The sequence below is a fragment of the Streptomyces sp. NPDC096040 genome, from assembly GCF_040303265.1.
Lineage (GTDB): Bacteria > Actinomycetota > Actinomycetes > Streptomycetales > Streptomycetaceae > Streptomyces.
In genome coordinates this window covers 37,865-54,644 of record NZ_JBEOTA010000022.1, presented here as the reverse complement: position 1 = coordinate 54,644, position 16,780 = coordinate 37,865, and the positions used below count along the sequence as shown (strand labels likewise).

Below are 16,780 nucleotides of genomic sequence, written 5' to 3'. Positions count from 1 at the left end.
GTACTCCTGTTGAGGTCTTGAAAGGTCGGTCTGGGGACTTGCTTGTTCCTACTTGTTGGCGCCGAGCTCGATCGGGACGCCGACGAGGCTGCCGTACTCGGTCCACGAGCCGTCGTAGTTCTTGACGTTCTCGACACCGAGCAGCTCGTGCAGGACGAACCAGGTCAGCGCCGAGCGCTCGCCGATACGGCAGTAGGCGATGGTGTCCTTGGCGAGGTCCACCTGCTCCTCGGCGTAGAGCTCCTTGAGCTCGTCGTCCGACTTGAAGGTGCCGTCGTCGTTGGCGTTCTTCGACCACGGGATGTTGCGGGCGGTCGGGACGTGGCCCGGGCGCTGCGACTGCTCCTGCGGCAGGTGGGCCGGGGCGAGCAGCTTGCCGGAGAACTCGTCGGGCGAACGCACGTCGACCAGGTTCTGCGCGCCGATCGCGGCGACGACGTCGTCACGGAAGGCGCGGATGGCCTTGTTCTGCGGCTTGGCCGTGTAGGTGGTCTCGGGGCGCTCCGGGACCTCCTCGACCAGCTCGCGGGCGTCCAGCTCCCACTTCTTGCGGCCGCCGTCGAGGAGCTTGACGTTCTCGTGGCCGTAGAGCTTGAAGTACCAGTAGGCGTAGGACGCGAACCAGTTGTTGTTGCCGCCGTACAGGATCACCAGCGTGTCGTTGGCGATGCCCTTCGCCGACAGGAGCTTCTCGAAGCCCTCCTGGTCGATGAAGTCGCGGCGGACCGGGTCCTGCAGGTCCTTGGTCCAGTCGATGCGGATCGCGCCTCGGATGTGGTTCTTCTCGTAGGCGGACGTGTCCTCGTCCACCTCCACGATCGCGATGCTCGGGTCGTCCAGGTGGTCCTGGACCCAGTCGGCGTCGACCAGGACGTCGCTGCGGCTCATGCGCTTTCTCCTCCGGGGCAGTTGCGGCGGGGCGTGCGAGTGCGGGTGGGTGCGCGCAGGCGCGCACGGATGCCCTCGGCGTGGGAGGGCAGGGGGGATGCGGAGGCAGGGGCCTCCGCCGTCAGAAGGGGCGACAGAGCATGGCGGCCACGCGGCACAGGTCGACTGCCCGCCGCTTCGTGAGATCCGCCTGACGCTTCATGGGCTCGATCGTAGGGACGGATGACCGGGCATGTCACCGGCATGTCGCATTGTGAGACGCGATCGTCCGGATTATGGGATGAGGTGAGGGCGCGAGGCGTGATCGGGCCGCGGCCGCCCCGCAGGCGCCGTCGTGGCATCTACGGTACGGACGGCGCCGTCTCGACTACTGGACGGAGCCCGTCGGCCGTCCCGGCCGATGGAACCGGCCCTCTCGGGCGTCTCGCCCGATGGACCGGGTCCCCTCGGCCGCCGCCGTGGCGCCTTCTACCCCGCCAGCCTGACGTTCGAACCCTTCACCCCGATCTCCACACCGTCCGCCGCCGCCTCCACCTTGTCCAGTTGGACACCGCCAGGAAGCCGGCTGATCGCCTGCTGGAAGTCGGCGGCCTGCCGGAACCGGTCCTCGACTAGGTTCACCCCGGCGAGCTTGGGGAGGTTGTCGGCGTGCACCTGCACGGTGTTGTCCTTGACGGCGACCGTGCTGAGAACGGGGACCTTCTGGTGGGCGTTGACGCCGGGGACGGTGACGTCGAGGGTGACCTTGATCTTGCCGTTGCCGCCGTCGGCGAGACCGACGACCTTGCCGGTGAAGCCGAGGCCGAGGTCGGTGGGCTGGGCGCTCACGTTCTTCAGCAGTTCGCTGTAGGAGACGAGCGCGGTGCCGGTCGCGGTCTGGGCGGTGGCGGAGCTGTAGTCGCCGGTGAAGGTGACGCCCTTCATGTCGGCCTTCAGGTCCTCGATACGGATCGTCTTGCCGGCGGTGCCGGTGGTGGCGTCGTACTCCTTGATGCCGACCACCACGTCGTCCAGCGTGCCGCCGGCGACCTGGGTGAGGAACGGGAAGCCCTTGATGGAGACGTCGGGGGTGCTCGCGAGGTCTTCCGTCGTCTTCAGCTTGTCGGCGGCCTGGCCCTCGGCGAAGTGCACGGCGACGCGGTCGACGACCACGAAGAGCACGCCGAGGATGACGACGAGGATCAGGAATATTCGCAGGGCGCGCATGTGATGGGTTCCCCCGGGTCGGCAGGTCGACGGGTCGGCGATTCGGCTGTGCATGCTGTGGACGCTGTGCACGTCGGTGATCTCACGCTAGCCCCGCGGGAGCGGTCCCACCCGGGATTGTCGACCACCTGTGACAGTGGTGGCGGGCCCACCCCCTTGACGGGGCGCCGGCATCAGCGCCCCAGGATCCACACCGCCGGTGCCGCCGCGGCCAGCGGCAGCGCCACGCCCGCCGTGAAGTGGACGAACTTCGACGGGTAGTCGTAGCTCGCCGCCCGGTGCCCGGCCAGCGCGCACACCGCGGCCCCAGCTCCGATCAGCGCGCCCTTGGCGCCCACCCCGGTCATACCGCCCACCGCGATGCCCGCCCCGGCCGCGGCCAGCACCGACACGATCACCGACGCCACCGTCGGCAGCGGCAGCGCCCGTGCCACCACCGCCACCGCGACCGCCGCCGCGCCCACCGACGCCGCGTCCGGGTCCGCGCCCAGGAAGCCCGTCGCGATGATCGCCAGTGCGGAGGAGGCGACCGTTGCCATCAGACCGTACATACGGGTGTCGGGGTCCGCGTGCGAGCGGAGCTGGAGGACCAGGGACAGCAGGACCCAGATGCCCAGCGGGCCGAGGATCGCCGCCGGGGCCTGGTCGCGGCCCGCCACCAGTACCGCCGCGTCCGCCGCCAGCGCGCCCAGGAAGGCGAAGGCGATGCCCTGCCGGGCGGGCCACATGCCGTTCAGCCGGAACCAGCCCGCCGCCGTCACCGCCTGGAGGATCACCAGGGGGACCACCAGGGCGTACGACGACACCGGGGCCGCCACCGCCAGCAGCAGACCCAGCAGGCCGGTCAGCAGGGCCGGCTGCATCCCCGGCTCGATGATCGGCGAACGGCCTTCGAGGCGGGCCCGCTGCGCGTCGGTGATGCGCGCGTTGCCTGCGAGGGTGGCGGGACCGTAGCCGGTGCCGGGCTCAGCGGGGCCGGGGGCAGGCGCCGGGGCCGGGGGCGGGGTGTGCGTCGGCTGCGGTGCCTGCTGCGGCTGCTGTGCGTACATCGGCTGCTGCTGTGCCGGTGCGTACGACTGCGGGGGCTGCTGCTGGGGCTGCTGCTGGGGCTGCTGGTGCATATACGCCGTCTCCGCCGCCGGCGCCTGCGGCTGCGCCGCCTCCACGGGCGCGTGCGTCTGCGTCTCCCAGGTCTGCCCCTGCCACTGCTGCGTGGCGTACTGCTGCTCGTCGTAGGCCCACTGCTGCTGGGCGGGGGGCTGCTGGTACGGGTCGTAGCCCTCGTACGGCTGGTTGGTCATCGGTCTCGCTCACCCTCCTGCGAACGGCGGGAGCACCTCGACCGTGCCGCCCTCGGCCAGCCGTACCGTCTCATGCTCGCGCGTCCCCACGGGGTCACCGTCGATGAGGAAGGAGCATCGCCGCAGGACGCGCGCGAGTTCCCCGGGGTGTCGCATGCGTACCGCGTCCAGCGCCTCGGCGAGGGTGTCCGCGTCGTACGGCTCCTCGGCGATGCCGGCCGCGGCCTTCGCGGCGGCCCAGTAGCGCACCGTGACCTTGGGCATCAGGTTCCTCAAGAGACTCAGTTAGAAAGAACAATCGGTCGGCTGGGTAACTGTGTGGCTGTTGTACAGGCTCAGGCTAGCCCGCCCGGGAGGCCGCCCAGTCGCCGATCCTGGCCAGCAGCCGGTCGTCCGCCGCGTGTTCGGCGTGGCCCATGCCGGGCTCCAGCCAGAACTCGGCGGCGTCACCGGCGGCGGCCGCCAGCATCCGGGGGTGGTCGACCGGGAAGTAGCCGTCGCTGTCGCCGTGCACGATCAGCAGCGGAGTGGGGGCGATCTTCGGCACCGCCTCCACCGGGGACAGGGGCACCGGGTCCCAGTCGCGGTAGTGGATTCGGGTGCGGAAGCCGTAGCGGCCGACCAGACGCCCCTCGGGTCTGGTGACCAGCCAGTGGACCCGGCGCATGGGTGCGGTGCCCCGGTAGTACCAGCGGGCGGGGGACGACACGGAGACCACCGCGTCCACCCCGGCGTTCAGCGCCGCGTGCCGCAGCACCACCGAGCCGCCCATCGAGAAGCCGACGGTCACCACTCGGGAGTGCCCGAAGTGGCGCGCCCAGCGCACCGCCGCCACCAGGTCGAGGACCTCGCGGTCGCCGACGGTGGTGCGGCCGCCGGAGCGGCCGTGGCCCCGGAAGGAGAAGCTGACCACCGGCGCGTAACGCCGCAGGGCGGTCACCACCCGTCGTACGTGTGGCCGGTCCACGTCGCCCGTGAAACCGTGGGCCATGACGAACACCAGATCACGGGAGGGTGGCCGGGAACCGTCGTATACAACGGAGGCGGGATCGTATACGGAATCGATGGAAACCCCGTCGTCCGTGCGCAGAAACGTCCGCATAGAGGCGTTTCTGGTCGTCTCATATGTCGGACGAACGGCGGAACGTGCCACATGACCTGCCGGACCGATGCTCATGTGGGCTATTCTGCTGGGCAGAGGACTCGGGCAGCGCCGCCACCGGGTCCTTTTGTGCTTTCGGAAGCGTTGTATACGAAGCGGGAAACTCCAGGTGACCGCGGGTGTATGGAGCATCGGGAGCGCAGCGCAGTGTCATTGCACACAGTCCTCGCAGGGACCGAGGAGGAACCAGACGTATGAGTTCTCTGCTGCTCCTGACCAACGCCCTCCAACCGTCGACGGAGGTGTTGCCGGCCCTCGGCCTGCTCCTGCACAACGTGCGGGTCGCCCCGGCCGAAGGCCCCGCCCTCGTCGACACCCCGGGGGCCGACGCCATCCTGATCGACGGCCGCCGCGACCTCCCGCAGGTGCGCAGCCTCTGCCAGCTGCTGCGGTCGACCGGCCCCGGCTGCCCGCTGATCCTGGTCGTCACCGAGGGCGGGCTCGCCGCCGTCACCGCCGACTGGGGTATCGACGACGTACTCCTCGACACCGCCGGCCCGGCGGAGGTCGAGGCACGGCTGCGGCTCGCCATGGGCCGCCAGCAGATCGTCAACGACGACTCCCCCATGGAGATCCGCAACGGCGACCTCTCGGTCGACGAGGCGACGTACAGCGCGAAACTCAAGGGACGGGTCCTCGACCTCACCTTCAAGGAGTTCGAGCTCCTCAAGTACCTGGCCCAGCACCCCGGCCGGGTGTTCACTCGTGCACAGCTGCTCCAGGAGGTCTGGGGGTACGACTACTTCGGCGGCACCCGGACCGTCGACGTACACGTACGACGGCTGCGCGCCAAACTCGGCGTCGAGCACGAGTCCTTGATCGGAACCGTCCGGAACGTCGGTTATCGATTCGTTACCCCCGAGAAGGGCGAGCGGGGAGAGCGGGGAGAGCGGGTCAGCGACGAGGCCAGGGCGCGGGCGGAGGGTCCAAAGCCGGAGGATGCGGACGCTTCGGCGGCCCTGGGGACGGCCGAGGTGATCGCGGAGGCGTAGCGGACGTCCGGGCGAGGCATGGCCGTCGCCCGGACGGGCACTGCTTCCGCAAGCGAAGCTTCGATACGCCCTGCCCAGAGCGGGTCCATCCGCGTAGACTCCGCGCGTGCCCAAGGTGACTCGGGATGATGTGGCGCGGCTGGCGGGTACTTCGACCGCCGTTGTCAGTTATGTCATCAACAACGGACCCCGGCCGGTCGCACCGGCCACGCGCGAGCGTGTCCTCGCCGCGATCAAGGAACTGGGGTACCGGCCCGACCGGGTCGCCCAGGCGATGGCGTCCCGGCGCACGGACCTCATAGGCCTGATCATCCCGGACGCCCGTCAGCCCTTCTTCGGCGAGATGGCGCACGCGGTGGAACAGGCCGCGTCCGAGCGCGGAAAGATGGTCCTGGTCGGCAACACCGACTACGTCGCCGAGCGCGAGGTCCACTACCTGCGCGCGTTCCTGGGGATGCGGGTCTCGGGCCTCATCCTCGTCTCCCACGCCCTGAACGACCTGGCCGCCGCCGAGATCGACGCCTGGGACGCCCGGGTGGTGCTGCTGCACGAGCGGCCGGAGGCGATCGACGACGTGGCGGTGGTGACGGACGACCTGGGCGGCGCCCAGCTCGCCGTCCGGCACCTGCTGGAACACGGCTACGAGTACGTGGCCTGTATGGGCGGCACCGCCGAGACCCCGGCCGTCGGCGACCCGGTCTCCGACCACGTCGAGGGCTGGAAGCGGGCCATGGCCGAGGCGGGCCTGACCACGGAGGGCCGGCTGTTCGAGGCTCCGTACAACCGGTACGACGCGTACCGGGTGGCCCTGGAGGTGCTGGCCGGCCCCGACCGGCCGCCGGCGTTCTTCTGCTCCACCGACGACCAGGCGATCGGCCTGCTGCGGGCGGCCCGCGAGCTGCGCATCGACGTGCCGGGGGAGCTGGCGGTGGCCGGCTTCGACGACATCAAGGAAGCGGGGCTGGCGGATCCGCCGCTGACAACGATCGCATCGGACCGCCCGGCGATGGCCCGGGCGGCGTTGGACCTGGTGCTGGACGACGGGCTGCGGGTGGCGGGGTCGCGGCGGGAGCGGTTGAAGACGTTTCCTTCGCGGCTGGTGGTGCGTGGGTCGTGTGGGTGCGGATAGTTCGTTGCGCCCTTTTGCGTGGGCCCAGCTGAGTTGCCTTTGGGGGCGCGGGGAACGGCGCGACCAGCCCCCACCGGGCCGCGGCCACAGGACCCACAGGAAACCCTTCATGAACAGTTTCTGAGAACCCCGCCCGGCCTGCGAGACGCTTCCTTATATCGGGCAAACACGCTTCTCGCGGCGTTCTCAGCGGACCCTCAGGAAGCTCTCATGGTCACGGGACAAGCTACTTGTCATGACCGAGAGCCTCCGCCGCAGCGGCGAGTACGAGAACCCCCAGGGTCCCCAGGGTGACGCCTACCAGGGCGCGTACCCCCAGCAGCAGCACGCCTCCACCCCCGTGAACCCGGAGTGGCCGCCCCCGCCGGCCCACCAGCCGACGCAGCAGGCCGCTCAGCCGGTCACCGTGGAGCCGCGGACCGCGCAGCTCCCGGGGTACGCGGCGGTGCCGCCGCAGTACACGGCGGAGCACCCGGAGCACACCACGGAGCACTCGGCCCACGCGAAGCAGAAGCGCACCCGGGGCCCGATAGCCCTCCTCGCCGCGGTCGCGATCGTCGCGGCGGCCGTCGGCGGCGGCACCGCGTACGCCTTCCAGGAGCTGACCGGCAAGAACGACACCGTCTCCAGCAGCACCACCACCAGCGTGGTGCCCTCCAGCAAGAAGGGTGACGTCGCCACGATCGCCGCCGCCGTCAGCCCGAGCGTCGTCGAGATCACCGCCACCCTCAGCAACGGCACCTCCACCGGCTCCGGCGTCGTCATCAGCAGCAGCAACGGCGAGATCATCACCAACAACCACGTGATCTCCGGCGCGCAGTCGATCAAGGCGACGACCAGCACCGGCAAGTCCTACACCGCCAAGGTCGTCGGCACCGACAGCGCCAAGGACCTCGCCCTCGTCAAGCTTCAGGGCGCCTCCGGCCTCAAGACCGCCACCCTCGGCAACTCCGACGGCGTCCAGGTCGGCGACACGGTCGTCGCGATCGGCTCCCCCGAGGGCCTCAGCGGCACCGTCACCAGCGGCATCGTCTCCGCGCTCAACCGGGACGTGACCGTCTCCACCGACGAGGGCCAGGACCAGCAGAGCCAGGGCAGCGGCGGCGACGGACAGTGGCCGTTCTCCTTCGGCGGCCGGCAGTTCAACGGCGACACGGGCTCCTCGACGACGACCTACAAGGCGATCCAGACCGACGCCTCGCTGAACCCCGGCAACTCCGGCGGCGCGCTGATCGACGCCGGCGGCAACATCATCGGCATCAACTCGGCGATGTACTCGGCCAGTTCGGACTCCTCGTCGTCCTCCTCGGACGCGGGCAGCGTCGGCCTCGGCTTCGCCATCCCGATCAACACCGTCAAGTCCGACCTGGCCAAGCTGCGGGCGGGCTCCACCAGCTGAAGCACGGCACCACGAGCACACCGAGCGCAAGGGAGTACGTCATGATCAAGCAGGTTTCGCACCACACGAGCGGTGACAACCCGGCCGGCTTCGACCTCGCCCTTGAGGTGGCGTACGAGCTCAACGCGCCGACCGAGGCGGCGGTGGCCCCGGCCCCGCGCGCCCCGGAGATCGTGCCGGCCCCGGAGCTGATGGGGCTGCGCGTGACCGCGGCCCGGCCGCACCAGCGCAAGGTGCCCCTGAGCCGGATGACTCTGGTACGCGGTTAGGGGCGTACCGCCCCACCGGCGTGCATACCCGACAGCCCCGAAACATGCGAGGCTGAGAGGCGTCCTCCCACGAACCACCGCCCCCCCCGATCCATCACACCCCGAGGAACCGCGAACGATGAGCCCCGCCGAAGGCGACCGTGACCCCCAGCGCATCCTGATCGTCGACGACGAGCCGGCCGTACGCGAAGCCCTCCAGCGCAGCCTGGCCTTCGAGGGGTACGAGACCGAGGTCGCGGTCGACGGGGCGGACGCGCTGGAGAAGGCCACGGCCTACAAGCCGGACCTGATCGTCCTCGACATCCAGATGCCGCGGATGGACGGCATGACCGCGGCCCGCCGGATCCGCGGGGCGGGCGACACGACCCCGATCCTGATGCTGACGGCCCGCGACACCGTCGGCGACCGCGTCACCGGCCTCGACGCCGGGGCGGACGACTACCTGGTCAAGCCCTTCGAACTCGACGAACTCTTCGCCCGTATCCGTGCCCTCCTCCGCCGCAGCTTCTACGCGGGCTCGGTGGCCGACGGGGGCCCGGAGGACGACGCGCTCACCTTCGCCGACCTGCGCATGGACCTGGCGACCCGCGAGGTCACCCGGGCCGGCCGGCAGGTGGAGCTGACCCGCACGGAGTTCACGCTCCTGGAGATGTTCATGGCCCATCCCCGCCAGGTCCTCACCCGCGAGCAGATCCTCAAGGCCGTCTGGGGCTTCGACTTCGAGCCCTCCTCCAACTCCCTCGACGTCTACGTCATGTACCTCCGCCGCAAGACCGAGGCCGGCGGCGAACCCCGCCTCGTCCACACCGTGCGCGGCGTCGGATACGTCCTGCGCCAGGGCGGCGCCGAGTGACCGGGCTCGCCCGCCGCTTCCGCAACCTCCCGATCCGCGCCCGCCTGTCGATGCTGGTCGCGGCGGCGGTGGCGTTCGCGGTGGCGGCGGTGTCGGTGACCTGCTGGTTCATCGTGCAGGGGAAGCTGTACGACCAGGTGGACGCCGATCTGAAGAAGTCGGTACAACGGCCGGTGCAGATCGACGACGTGGTGGATCTCCTTGCCGCGTGCCCTCAGGAGCCGGCCGCGACGACGGACTCGGGCTTGGGCGGTCTGCGGGCGCATGACTCCTACTACACGCAGTTGGTCAAGGCCGACGGTACGTTCTGTGTCTCTGCGGAATCCACCGCCGCCATGAAGACGGCTGCTTCAGACAAGGCAGTTGCAAAGAACCCAGCGAGCGGCAAGGGCTATTACCGCAACGGCCTGGACACCTCAGGAAACGATGTCCGTGTGTTGACAGTCCCCCTGGTCGTCGTCGGCCAGGGCATCGGCTCGGGGCCCCGGATCTACCCCGATGTCGCCCTCATGAGCGCTGTCCCTCTCAAGAACACCCAGAAGACGCTTGCTGACCTGGCCCTGCTCCTCCTCCTCGTCTCCGGCATCGGAGTCATCGGCGCCGGAGCCGCGGGCCTCGCCGTCGCCCGGGCCGGTCTGCGTCCCGTCGACGAGCTGACCGAGGCCGTCGAACACGTCGCCCGGACCGAGGACCTGAGCATCCGCATCCCGGTGGAGGAGGAGTCGGACGACGAGATCGCGCGTCTGTCCCGGTCGTTCAACAGCATGACCACCTCCCTCGCGAGCTCCCGCGAACTCCAGCAGCAGCTCATCGCCGACGCCGGCCATGAACTCCGCACCCCCCTCACCTCCCTCCGTACGAACATAGAACTCCTCACCCGCAGCGAGGAGACCGGCCGCCCGATCCCCCCGGCGGACCGCAAGGCGCTGCTCGCCTCGGTGAAGGCGCAGATGACGGAGCTGGCGTCGCTGATCGGCGACCTCCAGGAGCTGTCCCGCTCGGAGGGCCAGCGCGGCGAACGGGTCCAGGTGGTCGCCCTCCAGGACACGCTCGAGGCGGCCCTGCGCCGCGCCCGCCTGCGCGGCCCGGAGCTGAAGATCACGGCGGACGTCCGGCCGTGGTTCGTGCGCGCCGAGCCCTCCGCCCTGGAGCGGGCGATCGTCAACATCCTCGACAACGCCGTGAAGTTCAGCCCCGAGGGCGGCACGATCGACGTCGTCCTCGACCGCGGCGTCCTCACCGTCCGCGACCACGGCCCCGGCATCCCGGAAGACGAACTCCCGCACGTCTTCGACCGCTTCTGGCGCAGCCCGAGCGCCCGCGCCCTGCCCGGCTCCGGCCTCGGCCTGTCCATCGTGGCCCGCACGGTCCAGCAGGCCGGCGGCAACGTCACCCTGTCCCGCGCCAACGGCGGCGGCACGGTGGCAACGGTACAGCTGCCGGGCGCACCTACGGCTCCGCCGGAGGCGGTGTAAGAGGTTAGAAGACAGCGCGGGCTCTCTTCGGGCCATGGGGAGCAGACCGGCCCGCCTGTATGCCATCGGCAAAGACGACGCAGCGCTTCAGTCAAGCAAGATCGACGTCGCCCTGAAGCGACGGGCCTCGCGGTTCGCAACCACGGCGCCGACATCCCCGAGGACGAACTCCCCCACGCCTCCGACCGCTTCTGGCGCAGCCCGAGCACCCGCGCCCTGCCCGGTTCCGGCCTCGGCCTGTCCATCGTGGCCCGCACGGTCCAGCAGGCCGGCGGCAACGTCACCCTGTCCCGCGCGAACGGCGGCGGGACCGTGGCGACGGTACGACTGCCGGGGGCGCCGACGGCTCCTCCCGAGGCGGTGTAAGAGGTTCGGCTTCAGGCCTCACGCGAGGGCGTGAGGCGCGCCTCCCCTTTGACCTGCTCCACGAACACCGACCAGGACGCGGCCGAGATGAGCAACGGGCGGCCCGCTGGGCTCTTGCTGTCCCGGACGGGGACTATGCCGGGGTAGCCGTCGGCGACCTCGACGCAGTCGTTGGCTCCCCCTTCGCTGTAGCTCGACTTGCGGCCGACACCTGAGAGGTAGTTGGGGCAGATCCGTGCCACTCACGACCACGGAGGAGCTGGTCGTAGTCGCTGGACCTGGCACGGAACCTCCAATCACCGATCCGGACTTCGAAGACCCGGCCACCCTCCGATTGCCGGCGGCGGCTACGGCGAGAGCAGCCAAGGTGACACCTCCTCCGCAAGGGGGGGCTGATCACGGGAGGTAAAGCACCGCGAGTGACCAGGGGAATCGGCTCCAGGTCACACGTTCGAGCGAGGACGGAGCGGAACGCCCACCGCCTCCTGACGCCTCAGGCAGCGGCCATATCCTCTCCCCAGTCGCGCACCCGTTCGGTGCGCCTGGGGAGGGGCACTGCACATGGACGTGGGCGGGGTCGAACGGGAGTACCGGAAGCGGCGAAGACTGCCCGGGACCTATCTCGTCCTGCTGGGGGCGCTGTTGATGAACGCCCTCCTGCAGACCGGCCGTCTCTACGACGAGGGCGACGGCGGGCAGTGGTGGGGGCCGCCCCTCTTCGGGCTGCTGATCCTCCTGACCCTGACGCGGATCGTACTGGAGCAGTACCGGGCGTACACCAGGGTCACGAGCGCCGGGATCACCGCACGGGGGCTGCTGCGGACCCGTACCTGGAACTGGTCCGAGGTGTACGACATCCGGGTCGAGCCGGCCCCGCGCGGCAACGGGCGGATGGCACCCCAGTGGCTCACCTACCTGTACGACTTCGACGGCCGCCGCTTCCTGCTCCCGCACCTCGACGACTGGCAGCTGGCCGACCCCTACGCCGAGGTCTCGGAGCTGTGCCTGGCCGCCGCGCCGCAGCGCAGCCTCAGCTGGGGGCGGCGCCCGGACGTCGAGGCGCGGATCCTGCGGGGGGCCGTGCGGCGCAAGGCATGGTTGTGGGGCGTGTACGGAGCCATCGCGATGATGTTCGTGATGATGGTGGTCTCCGTGGCGCTGGTGTTCACGGACTGGGCGGTCCATCCCCTTCTGCTGCTCGTCTGCGTGCCACTGGCTTCGGGCGTCCTCCTGAGCGCCGTACTCCAGTGGTACTGGAGCACCCGGCCGCCGCGCTCCCTGACCCGGCAGCCCTACTGACGTCACGGCAAGCGGTCTTACCCTCTCCCAGCCGCGCACCAGTGAACCGGGGCCGGCGAGCCGTCCGGGTGACCGCCCGCCGGCAGCCGTAGCCCAGCCACACCCCTCACCCAGCCCTCTCACAGCCCCTCGTCACACTTTTGTCGGATGGCGAGGAAGATTCTGCTGGCCGATGACGACGCGGCCGTGAGGGATGGGATCGGCCGGCTGCTCAGGTTCGAGGGGTACGAGACCCTTCTCGCCGGGGACGGCAGAGTGGCCCTCGATCTCCTCCGGGTCCCGGAGAGCGAGCCCGACCTGGTGCTGATGGACGTCGAGATGCCGGAGCTGGACGGGCTGGCGGCCACCCGGCGGATCCGGGCCTCCGGGTCCACCGTGCCGATTCTGATGATCACCGGCCGGAACGCGGTGGGAGACCGCATCGTCGCCCTCGACAACGGCGCGGACGGATATCTGGCCAAGTCCTTCGCGCCCGAGGAACTCCTCGCCCGGGTACGGGCGTTGCTGCGGCGCAGTCCACGGCGGGAGCCGAGGACAGACCCGGGGATCGGCCGGTCCGGGCGGTTTCTCGTCTTCGGGGATGTCGCCATGGACGCGCGGAGCCGGACCGTGCACCGCGGGGAGCGGGCGCTGGACCTGACCAGGACCGAGTACGCGCTGCTGGAGTTCCTGCTGCGGCACCCGGGGCGGGTGCTCAGCCGGGAGCGGATCCTGCGGGACGTGTGGGGGTTCGAGTTCGAACCCGCCTCCAACACGCTGGACGTCTACATCATGTACCTGCGGCGGAAACTGGAGAGCCGCGGCGAACCGCGGCTCATCCACACCGTGCGCGGGACGGGGTACATGCTCAGGAGCGCCACTACCACCTGAGGATCATCGTCTCGTCCGGAACCGGCGCCGGTTCCGCCGCGATCGCCTCCGGGAGGGGGTGAGCGAGGGCCGCGTAGGCGCCGTTGCGGGCGAGCAGTTCCGGGTGCGTGCCGGACTCGACCAGGCGGCCTCCGTCGACGACCAGGATGCGGTCGGCGTCGGGGGCGAGGGTGAGGTCGTGCGTGATCATGATGGTCGTACGGCCCGCCATCAGCCTGCGCAGCGGGGCCACCACCTGGCGGGCGGCGATCGCGTCGAGGCCCGCCGTCGGCTCGTCGAGGACGAGGACCGGGGCGGCACGCAGCATCGCGCGGGCGATGGCGATCCGCTGGAGCTGACCGCCGGAGAGGGCGGCCGTGCCGGGGGCGATGTGGGTGTCGTAACCCTCGGGGAGCGCGGCGATGAAGTGGTGGGCGGCGGCGTCCCTGGCCGCCTGTTCGATCTCGGTGTCCGTCGCGCCCGGCCGTCCGCATCCGATGTTCTCGCGGACCGTGCCGTTGAGGATCAGCGTCTGCTGCGGGAGCAGGGCCACGTTCTCCCGGAGGAACTCCAGGGGTACGTCGGTGAGCGGGACGCCGTCCAGGCAGATCACGCCGGCCGAGGGGTCGTAGAAGCGGGTGAGGAGCTTGGAGAGGGTGGACTTGCCTGCGCCGCTCTTGCCCGTGACCAGGACCAGTTCGCCGGGGCCGGCCGCGAAGTCGACGTCTCGGAGGGAGGCCCGGCGGGACTCGGGGTAGCGGAAGGAGACGTTGTGGAAGCTGACCCAGCCGCGCACCGGCCAGGGGCCGACCGGCCGGGCGGGGTCGGTGACGGCGGGCTCGGCGTCCAGGATCTCGCCGATGCGCTCCGCGCCCGCGGTGGCCGCGGTGAGGGTGAGGCCGAGCTGGCCGAGGTTGCGGATCGGCGGGTAGAGGTAGCCGAGGAAGGCGGCGAAGGCGAGGAGCTGGCCGAGGGTCATCCGGCCGGCGGAGATCTCCCAGACGCCCAGGCCGATCACGGACAGCACGCAGAGGGTTTCGACGACCTCGACGAACTGCGCGTACATCTCACTGAGCCGTGCCCCGCGCACGCTCGCCCGCATCCAGGCGCGGGCCTCGACGTCGAGGCGCTTCTCCTCGTCCCGGCGGCGGTTGTACGCCTGGGTGAGGACGACGTTGCCGAGGGACTCCTCGACCACGGAGGTGATCGCGCCGTCGGCGACCCGCTCGTCCTGGGAGGCCGTCTTGATACGGCCGGAGAAGCGACGGGCGGCGAACAGGAACAGCGGCGCGAGGACGAAGGTGGCCAGCGCCAGGTCCCAGCGCAGCCAGAAGGCGGCGGCCGCGTAGAAGACGGCGGAGAACGCGGCGGCGACGGTGCCGACGACACCCGAGACGACCATCTGCTCAATGGCTTCGACGTCACCGGTGAGGCGCTCCACCAGGTCGCCCTGGCGGTGCCGCTGGAAGAAGTGCGGGGGCAGGTCCTGGACGTGCCGGAAGACCTTGGCGCGCAGCCGCAGCACGAATCTCTCGGCAGTCCAGGTGGCCAGCGAGTTGCCGAAGTAGCCGACGAACGCGCCGAGTGCGGCGACGCCCAGCCAGGCGCCGGCCGGGCCCCAGAAGGCGGACAGCGAACCGGCCTTCAGGGCGTTGTCGGTGAGGTTGGCGAAGAGCAGGATCGCGGCGGTCTCGGCGAGCGCGGACACCACCACGCAGGCGATGATCGCGCCGAGCCACCTGCGGTCGCCGCGGGTCAGCGGCCAGAAGCGGCGGAAGGCCACCCAGGCTTCTCTCATGGTCGACAACTCCCTTCTCTCATCTGTCTGGACATGGCCGAGGCGGGGCCACCGGTGCGACCACGCTCAACCGGTGACCCCGCCTCGCTACGTGGCTCAGCCCTTGTCGATGGGACGGCGCTTCGGGGCCGGCTTCTTCGGCGCGGGCTTCTTCGGGGCCGGAGCGGGCCTGTGGTTCTTCCTGACCGGGGCGATCTTGTGGAAGCTCATGGTGCTGTACCTCTCTGTCGGGGCCTCTGTCGTGGTTCTGCAACAGTTCCTCTACCGCTCTGCTGCGACGACCTGTGAATTGATTTGAATTACTTCTGTGAATTCTTTGTCAGTGCTGGTCGCCGACCGGGCGACGCTTCGGCGCCGACTTCTTCGGCGCGGGCTTCTTCGGGGCCGGAGCGGGCTTGTGGTTCTTCTTGACGGGGGCGATCCTGTGGAAGCTCATGGCTATTCCTCTCCTTGACGCTTGCGGTTTACCGGTGGCCCACGGGACGCTTGGGCTGGGGCTTCTTCGGAGTCTTCTGCTTCGGCGCCGGCTTCGGGGCGGGCTTCTCCGCCTTCTTCACCGGAGCGATCTTGTGGAAGCTCAACTTCTTCTCCTTCGTTCTGTCGTCCGCGCCGTTCGCTTTCGACATGGAAAACATTACGTGATCCGCGAGCCGAAGAAAGCCATTTTCACTTAGACCTCAATGAATTGCGGCTGAGACTAATTTTCAGGAGCAATGGGGAACCAAACGTCACCTCACACAGGTTTTATAAAAGGTCCGGACTCCGCTTGCATGGAACCCCGACGGGCCTGTCGAGAAGTCGCCCACTTTGTCCGCCCGGCCCCGTACCCTCGTACGCATGACCAGCGACGACACCGCACGGCCGCCCATGTACTCCCGCTCCATCGACACCTATTCCGCGCTCACCCCGGACCAGGCCGAGGCCGTGCTGGGGCTGCTGGCGGAGGCGGCCCGGGCCGACGGCCAGCAACCGGTGTCGGAGCAAGGCCGTATCCAGATCCGCGGCGGCGCCCGCGAGGGCGTGTCCCATCTGCTGCTCAGCGTCGGCGCCGAACTCGTCGGCTACGCCCAGCTGGAGGACACCGACCCGGTGGAGGCGCCGGCCGCCGAACTCGTCGTCCACCCCGCCCACCGGGGCCACGGCCATGGTCGCGCCCTCGGCTCCGCCCTCCTCGCGGCCTCCGGCAAGCGGCTGCGCGTCTGGGCCCACGGCGGCCACTCGGCGGCCCGCCATCTCGCCCAGGTCCTCGGCCTCACCCTGTTCCGCGAACTCAGGCAGATGCGTCGCCCGTTGACGGACCTGGACCTGCCCGACCCGAAACTCCCCGAGGGGGTGACGGTCCGCACCTTCGTCCCCGGCCAGGACGACACGGCCTGGCTCGCCGTGAACGCGGCCGCCTTCGCCCACCACCCCGAACAGGGCTCCCTCACCCAGCGCGACCTGGACGACCGCAAGTCCCAGCCCTGGTTCGACCCGGCCGGCTTCTTCCTGGCGGAGCGGGCCGGTGACCTGCTCGGCTTCCACTGGACGAAGGTCCACGACCAGGAACGCCTCGGCGAGGTCTACGTCCTCGGCGTCTCCCCCGCCGCCCAGGGCGGCGGCCTCGGCAAGTCCCTCACCACCATCGGCCTGCGCCACCTGTCCGACCGGGGCCTGCCGACGGCGATGCTCTACGTCGACGCCGACAACACGGCGGCGGTGGCGGTGTACGAGCGGCTGGGGTTCGTGACCCACGAGACGGACCTGATGTACCGGACGGAGACGTGAGGGAGCGGCGGAACGCGTTCCGCCGTA

The 16,780-nt window shown here is 70.2% G+C and carries 19 protein-coding genes and 1 pseudogene; 11 read left to right on the top strand and 9 right to left on the bottom strand.

The features are described 5' to 3' along the window. Window positions 1–48: 48 nt before the first annotated feature. The 6 genes from ABTY98_RS28090 to ABTY98_RS28065 form a co-directional block, all read right to left on the bottom strand. Window positions 49–888: a sulfurtransferase gene (locus ABTY98_RS28090; protein WP_352223792.1), complete on the bottom strand. Its 840-nt coding sequence runs from the start codon at window positions 886–888 to the stop codon at window positions 49–51. Window positions 889–1,009: 121 nt separating this feature from the next. Further along, complete coding sequence (locus tag ABTY98_RS28085; RefSeq protein WP_350751515.1) at window positions 1,010–1,090, bottom strand: Ms5788A family Cys-rich leader peptide; 81 nt, start codon at window positions 1,088–1,090, stop codon at window positions 1,010–1,012. A gap of 266 nt (window positions 1,091–1,356) precedes the next feature. After that, window positions 1,357–2,094: an LmeA family phospholipid-binding protein gene (locus tag ABTY98_RS28080; protein WP_352223896.1), complete on the bottom strand. Its 738-nt coding sequence runs from the start codon at window positions 2,092–2,094 to the stop codon at window positions 1,357–1,359. Between the two features lie 173 nt (window positions 2,095–2,267). After that, window positions 2,268–3,395 (bottom strand): hypothetical protein, encoded by a 1,128-nt coding sequence (locus tag ABTY98_RS28075; RefSeq protein WP_352223791.1) that lies wholly within the window; start codon window positions 3,393–3,395, stop codon window positions 2,268–2,270. Window positions 3,396–3,404: 9 nt separating this feature from the next. After that, window positions 3,405–3,659 (bottom strand): MoaD/ThiS family protein, encoded by a 255-nt coding sequence (locus tag ABTY98_RS28070; RefSeq protein WP_352223790.1) that lies wholly within the window; start codon window positions 3,657–3,659, stop codon window positions 3,405–3,407. Between the two features lie 76 nt (window positions 3,660–3,735). Next, window positions 3,736–4,572 (bottom strand): alpha/beta hydrolase, encoded by an 837-nt coding sequence (locus ABTY98_RS28065; protein ID WP_352223789.1) that lies wholly within the window; start codon window positions 4,570–4,572, stop codon window positions 3,736–3,738. 179 nt (window positions 4,573–4,751) lie between these two features. On the opposite strand from ABTY98_RS28065, the gene ABTY98_RS28060 reads away from it, so the two are divergent. The 7 genes and pseudogenes from ABTY98_RS28060 to ABTY98_RS28030 all read left to right on the top strand — a co-directional run. After that, window positions 4,752–5,549, top strand: coding sequence for a response regulator transcription factor (locus ABTY98_RS28060; RefSeq protein WP_352223788.1), 798 nt, complete (start codon window positions 4,752–4,754; stop codon window positions 5,547–5,549). A 106-nt stretch (window positions 5,550–5,655) separates the two neighbouring features. Then, on the top strand, window positions 5,656–6,678 hold the full coding sequence (locus ABTY98_RS28055; protein WP_352223787.1) for a LacI family DNA-binding transcriptional regulator: 1,023 nt from the start codon (window positions 5,656–5,658) through the stop codon (window positions 6,676–6,678). 235 nt (window positions 6,679–6,913) lie between these two features. Continuing rightward, a complete protein-coding gene (locus ABTY98_RS28050; RefSeq protein WP_352223786.1) occupies window positions 6,914–8,077 on the top strand; it encodes a S1C family serine protease in 1,164 nt (387 codons plus the stop codon). A 41-nt stretch (window positions 8,078–8,118) separates the two neighbouring features. Next, window positions 8,119–8,346, top strand: a complete 228-nt coding sequence (locus ABTY98_RS28045) for a hypothetical protein (RefSeq protein ID WP_352223785.1) — start codon at window positions 8,119–8,121, stop codon at window positions 8,344–8,346. Window positions 8,347–8,464: 118 nt separating this feature from the next. Then, window positions 8,465–9,199: a response regulator transcription factor gene (locus ABTY98_RS28040; RefSeq protein WP_352223784.1), complete on the top strand. Its 735-nt coding sequence runs from the start codon at window positions 8,465–8,467 to the stop codon at window positions 9,197–9,199. After that, complete coding sequence (locus ABTY98_RS28035) at window positions 9,196–10,674, top strand: HAMP domain-containing sensor histidine kinase (protein WP_352223783.1); 1,479 nt, start codon at window positions 9,196–9,198, stop codon at window positions 10,672–10,674. The genes ABTY98_RS28040 and ABTY98_RS28035 overlap by 4 nt, the downstream gene beginning before the upstream one ends. Before the next feature lie 111 nt (window positions 10,675–10,785). After that, window positions 10,786–11,040, top strand: a pseudogene (locus ABTY98_RS28030) (sensor histidine kinase); the annotation flags it as partial. An 11-nt stretch (window positions 11,041–11,051) separates the two neighbouring features. Here the strand turns inward: ABTY98_RS28030 and ABTY98_RS28025 are convergent. Beyond that, window positions 11,052–11,282, bottom strand: coding sequence for a DUF397 domain-containing protein (locus ABTY98_RS28025; protein WP_352223782.1), 231 nt, complete (start codon window positions 11,280–11,282; stop codon window positions 11,052–11,054). A gap of 319 nt (window positions 11,283–11,601) precedes the next feature. On the opposite strand from ABTY98_RS28025, the gene ABTY98_RS28020 reads away from it, so the two are divergent. Together ABTY98_RS28020 and ABTY98_RS28015 are read left to right on the top strand one after the other, a co-directional pair. Further along, the gene (locus tag ABTY98_RS28020; protein WP_352223781.1) at window positions 11,602–12,339 is read left to right on the top strand and encodes a PH domain-containing protein; all 738 of its coding nucleotides are present in this window, start codon (window positions 11,602–11,604) and stop codon (window positions 12,337–12,339) included. A 147-nt stretch (window positions 12,340–12,486) separates the two neighbouring features. Further along, window positions 12,487–13,209: a response regulator transcription factor gene (locus tag ABTY98_RS28015; RefSeq protein ID WP_352223780.1), complete on the top strand. Its 723-nt coding sequence runs from the start codon at window positions 12,487–12,489 to the stop codon at window positions 13,207–13,209. Here ABTY98_RS28015 and ABTY98_RS28010 read toward each other — a convergent pair. Then, window positions 13,199–14,986, bottom strand: coding sequence for an ABC transporter ATP-binding protein (locus ABTY98_RS28010; RefSeq protein ID WP_352223779.1), 1,788 nt, complete (start codon window positions 14,984–14,986; stop codon window positions 13,199–13,201). The two genes, ABTY98_RS28015 and ABTY98_RS28010, sit on opposite strands and share 11 nt — an antisense overlap. 91 nt (window positions 14,987–15,077) lie before the next feature. Here ABTY98_RS28010 and ABTY98_RS28005 point away from each other — a divergent pair, with 91 nt between their 5' ends. Next, complete coding sequence (locus tag ABTY98_RS28005; RefSeq protein ID WP_352223900.1) at window positions 15,078–15,284, top strand: hypothetical protein; 207 nt, start codon at window positions 15,078–15,080, stop codon at window positions 15,282–15,284. Between the two features lie 166 nt (window positions 15,285–15,450). Here ABTY98_RS28005 and ABTY98_RS28000 read toward each other — a convergent pair whose 3' ends face one another. Beyond that, window positions 15,451–15,612, bottom strand: a complete 162-nt coding sequence (locus tag ABTY98_RS28000; protein WP_352223899.1) for a hypothetical protein — start codon at window positions 15,610–15,612, stop codon at window positions 15,451–15,453. Between the two features lie 211 nt (window positions 15,613–15,823). Here ABTY98_RS28000 and mshD point away from each other — a divergent pair, with 211 nt between their 5' ends. After that, a complete protein-coding gene (gene mshD, locus ABTY98_RS27995) occupies window positions 15,824–16,753 on the top strand; it encodes a mycothiol synthase (protein ID WP_352223778.1) in 930 nt (309 codons plus the stop codon). Window positions 16,754–16,780: the final 27 nt, after the last annotated feature.

Bases quoted from the DNA above. Each gene is read 5' to 3' on its own strand.
- ABTY98_RS28000 (WP_352223899.1), bottom strand. From the start codon at position 15,612: ATGTCGAAAGCGAACGGCGCGGACGACAGAACGAAGGAGAAGAAGTTG.
- ABTY98_RS28080 (WP_352223896.1), bottom strand. From the start codon at position 2,094: ATGCGCGCCCTGCGAATATTCCTGATCCTCGTCGTCATCCTCGGCGTG.
- ABTY98_RS28090 (WP_352223792.1), bottom strand. From the start codon at position 888: ATGAGCCGCAGCGACGTCCTGGTCGACGCCGACTGGGTCCAGGACCAC.
- ABTY98_RS28040 (WP_352223784.1), top strand. From the start codon at position 8,465: ATGAGCCCCGCCGAAGGCGACCGTGACCCCCAGCGCATCCTGATCGTC.
- ABTY98_RS28020 (WP_352223781.1), top strand. From the start codon at position 11,602: ATGGACGTGGGCGGGGTCGAACGGGAGTACCGGAAGCGGCGAAGACTG.
- ABTY98_RS28050 (WP_352223786.1), top strand. From the start codon at position 6,914: ATGACCGAGAGCCTCCGCCGCAGCGGCGAGTACGAGAACCCCCAGGGT.
- ABTY98_RS28085 (WP_350751515.1), bottom strand. From the start codon at position 1,090: ATGAAGCGTCAGGCGGATCTCACGAAGCGGCGGGCAGTCGACCTGTGC.
- ABTY98_RS28075 (WP_352223791.1), bottom strand. From the start codon at position 3,395: ATGACCAACCAGCCGTACGAGGGCTACGACCCGTACCAGCAGCCCCCC.
- ABTY98_RS28010 (WP_352223779.1), bottom strand. From the start codon at position 14,986: ATGAGAGAAGCCTGGGTGGCCTTCCGCCGCTTCTGGCCGCTGACCCGC.
- mshD (WP_352223778.1), top strand. From the start codon at position 15,824: ATGACCAGCGACGACACCGCACGGCCGCCCATGTACTCCCGCTCCATC.
- ABTY98_RS28065 (WP_352223789.1), bottom strand. From the start codon at position 4,572: ATGAGCATCGGTCCGGCAGGTCATGTGGCACGTTCCGCCGTTCGTCCG.
- ABTY98_RS28070 (WP_352223790.1), bottom strand. From the start codon at position 3,659: ATGCCCAAGGTCACGGTGCGCTACTGGGCCGCCGCGAAGGCCGCGGCC.
- ABTY98_RS28060 (WP_352223788.1), top strand. From the start codon at position 4,752: ATGAGTTCTCTGCTGCTCCTGACCAACGCCCTCCAACCGTCGACGGAG.
- ABTY98_RS28015 (WP_352223780.1), top strand. From the start codon at position 12,487: ATGGCGAGGAAGATTCTGCTGGCCGATGACGACGCGGCCGTGAGGGAT.
- ABTY98_RS28045 (WP_352223785.1), top strand. From the start codon at position 8,119: ATGATCAAGCAGGTTTCGCACCACACGAGCGGTGACAACCCGGCCGGC.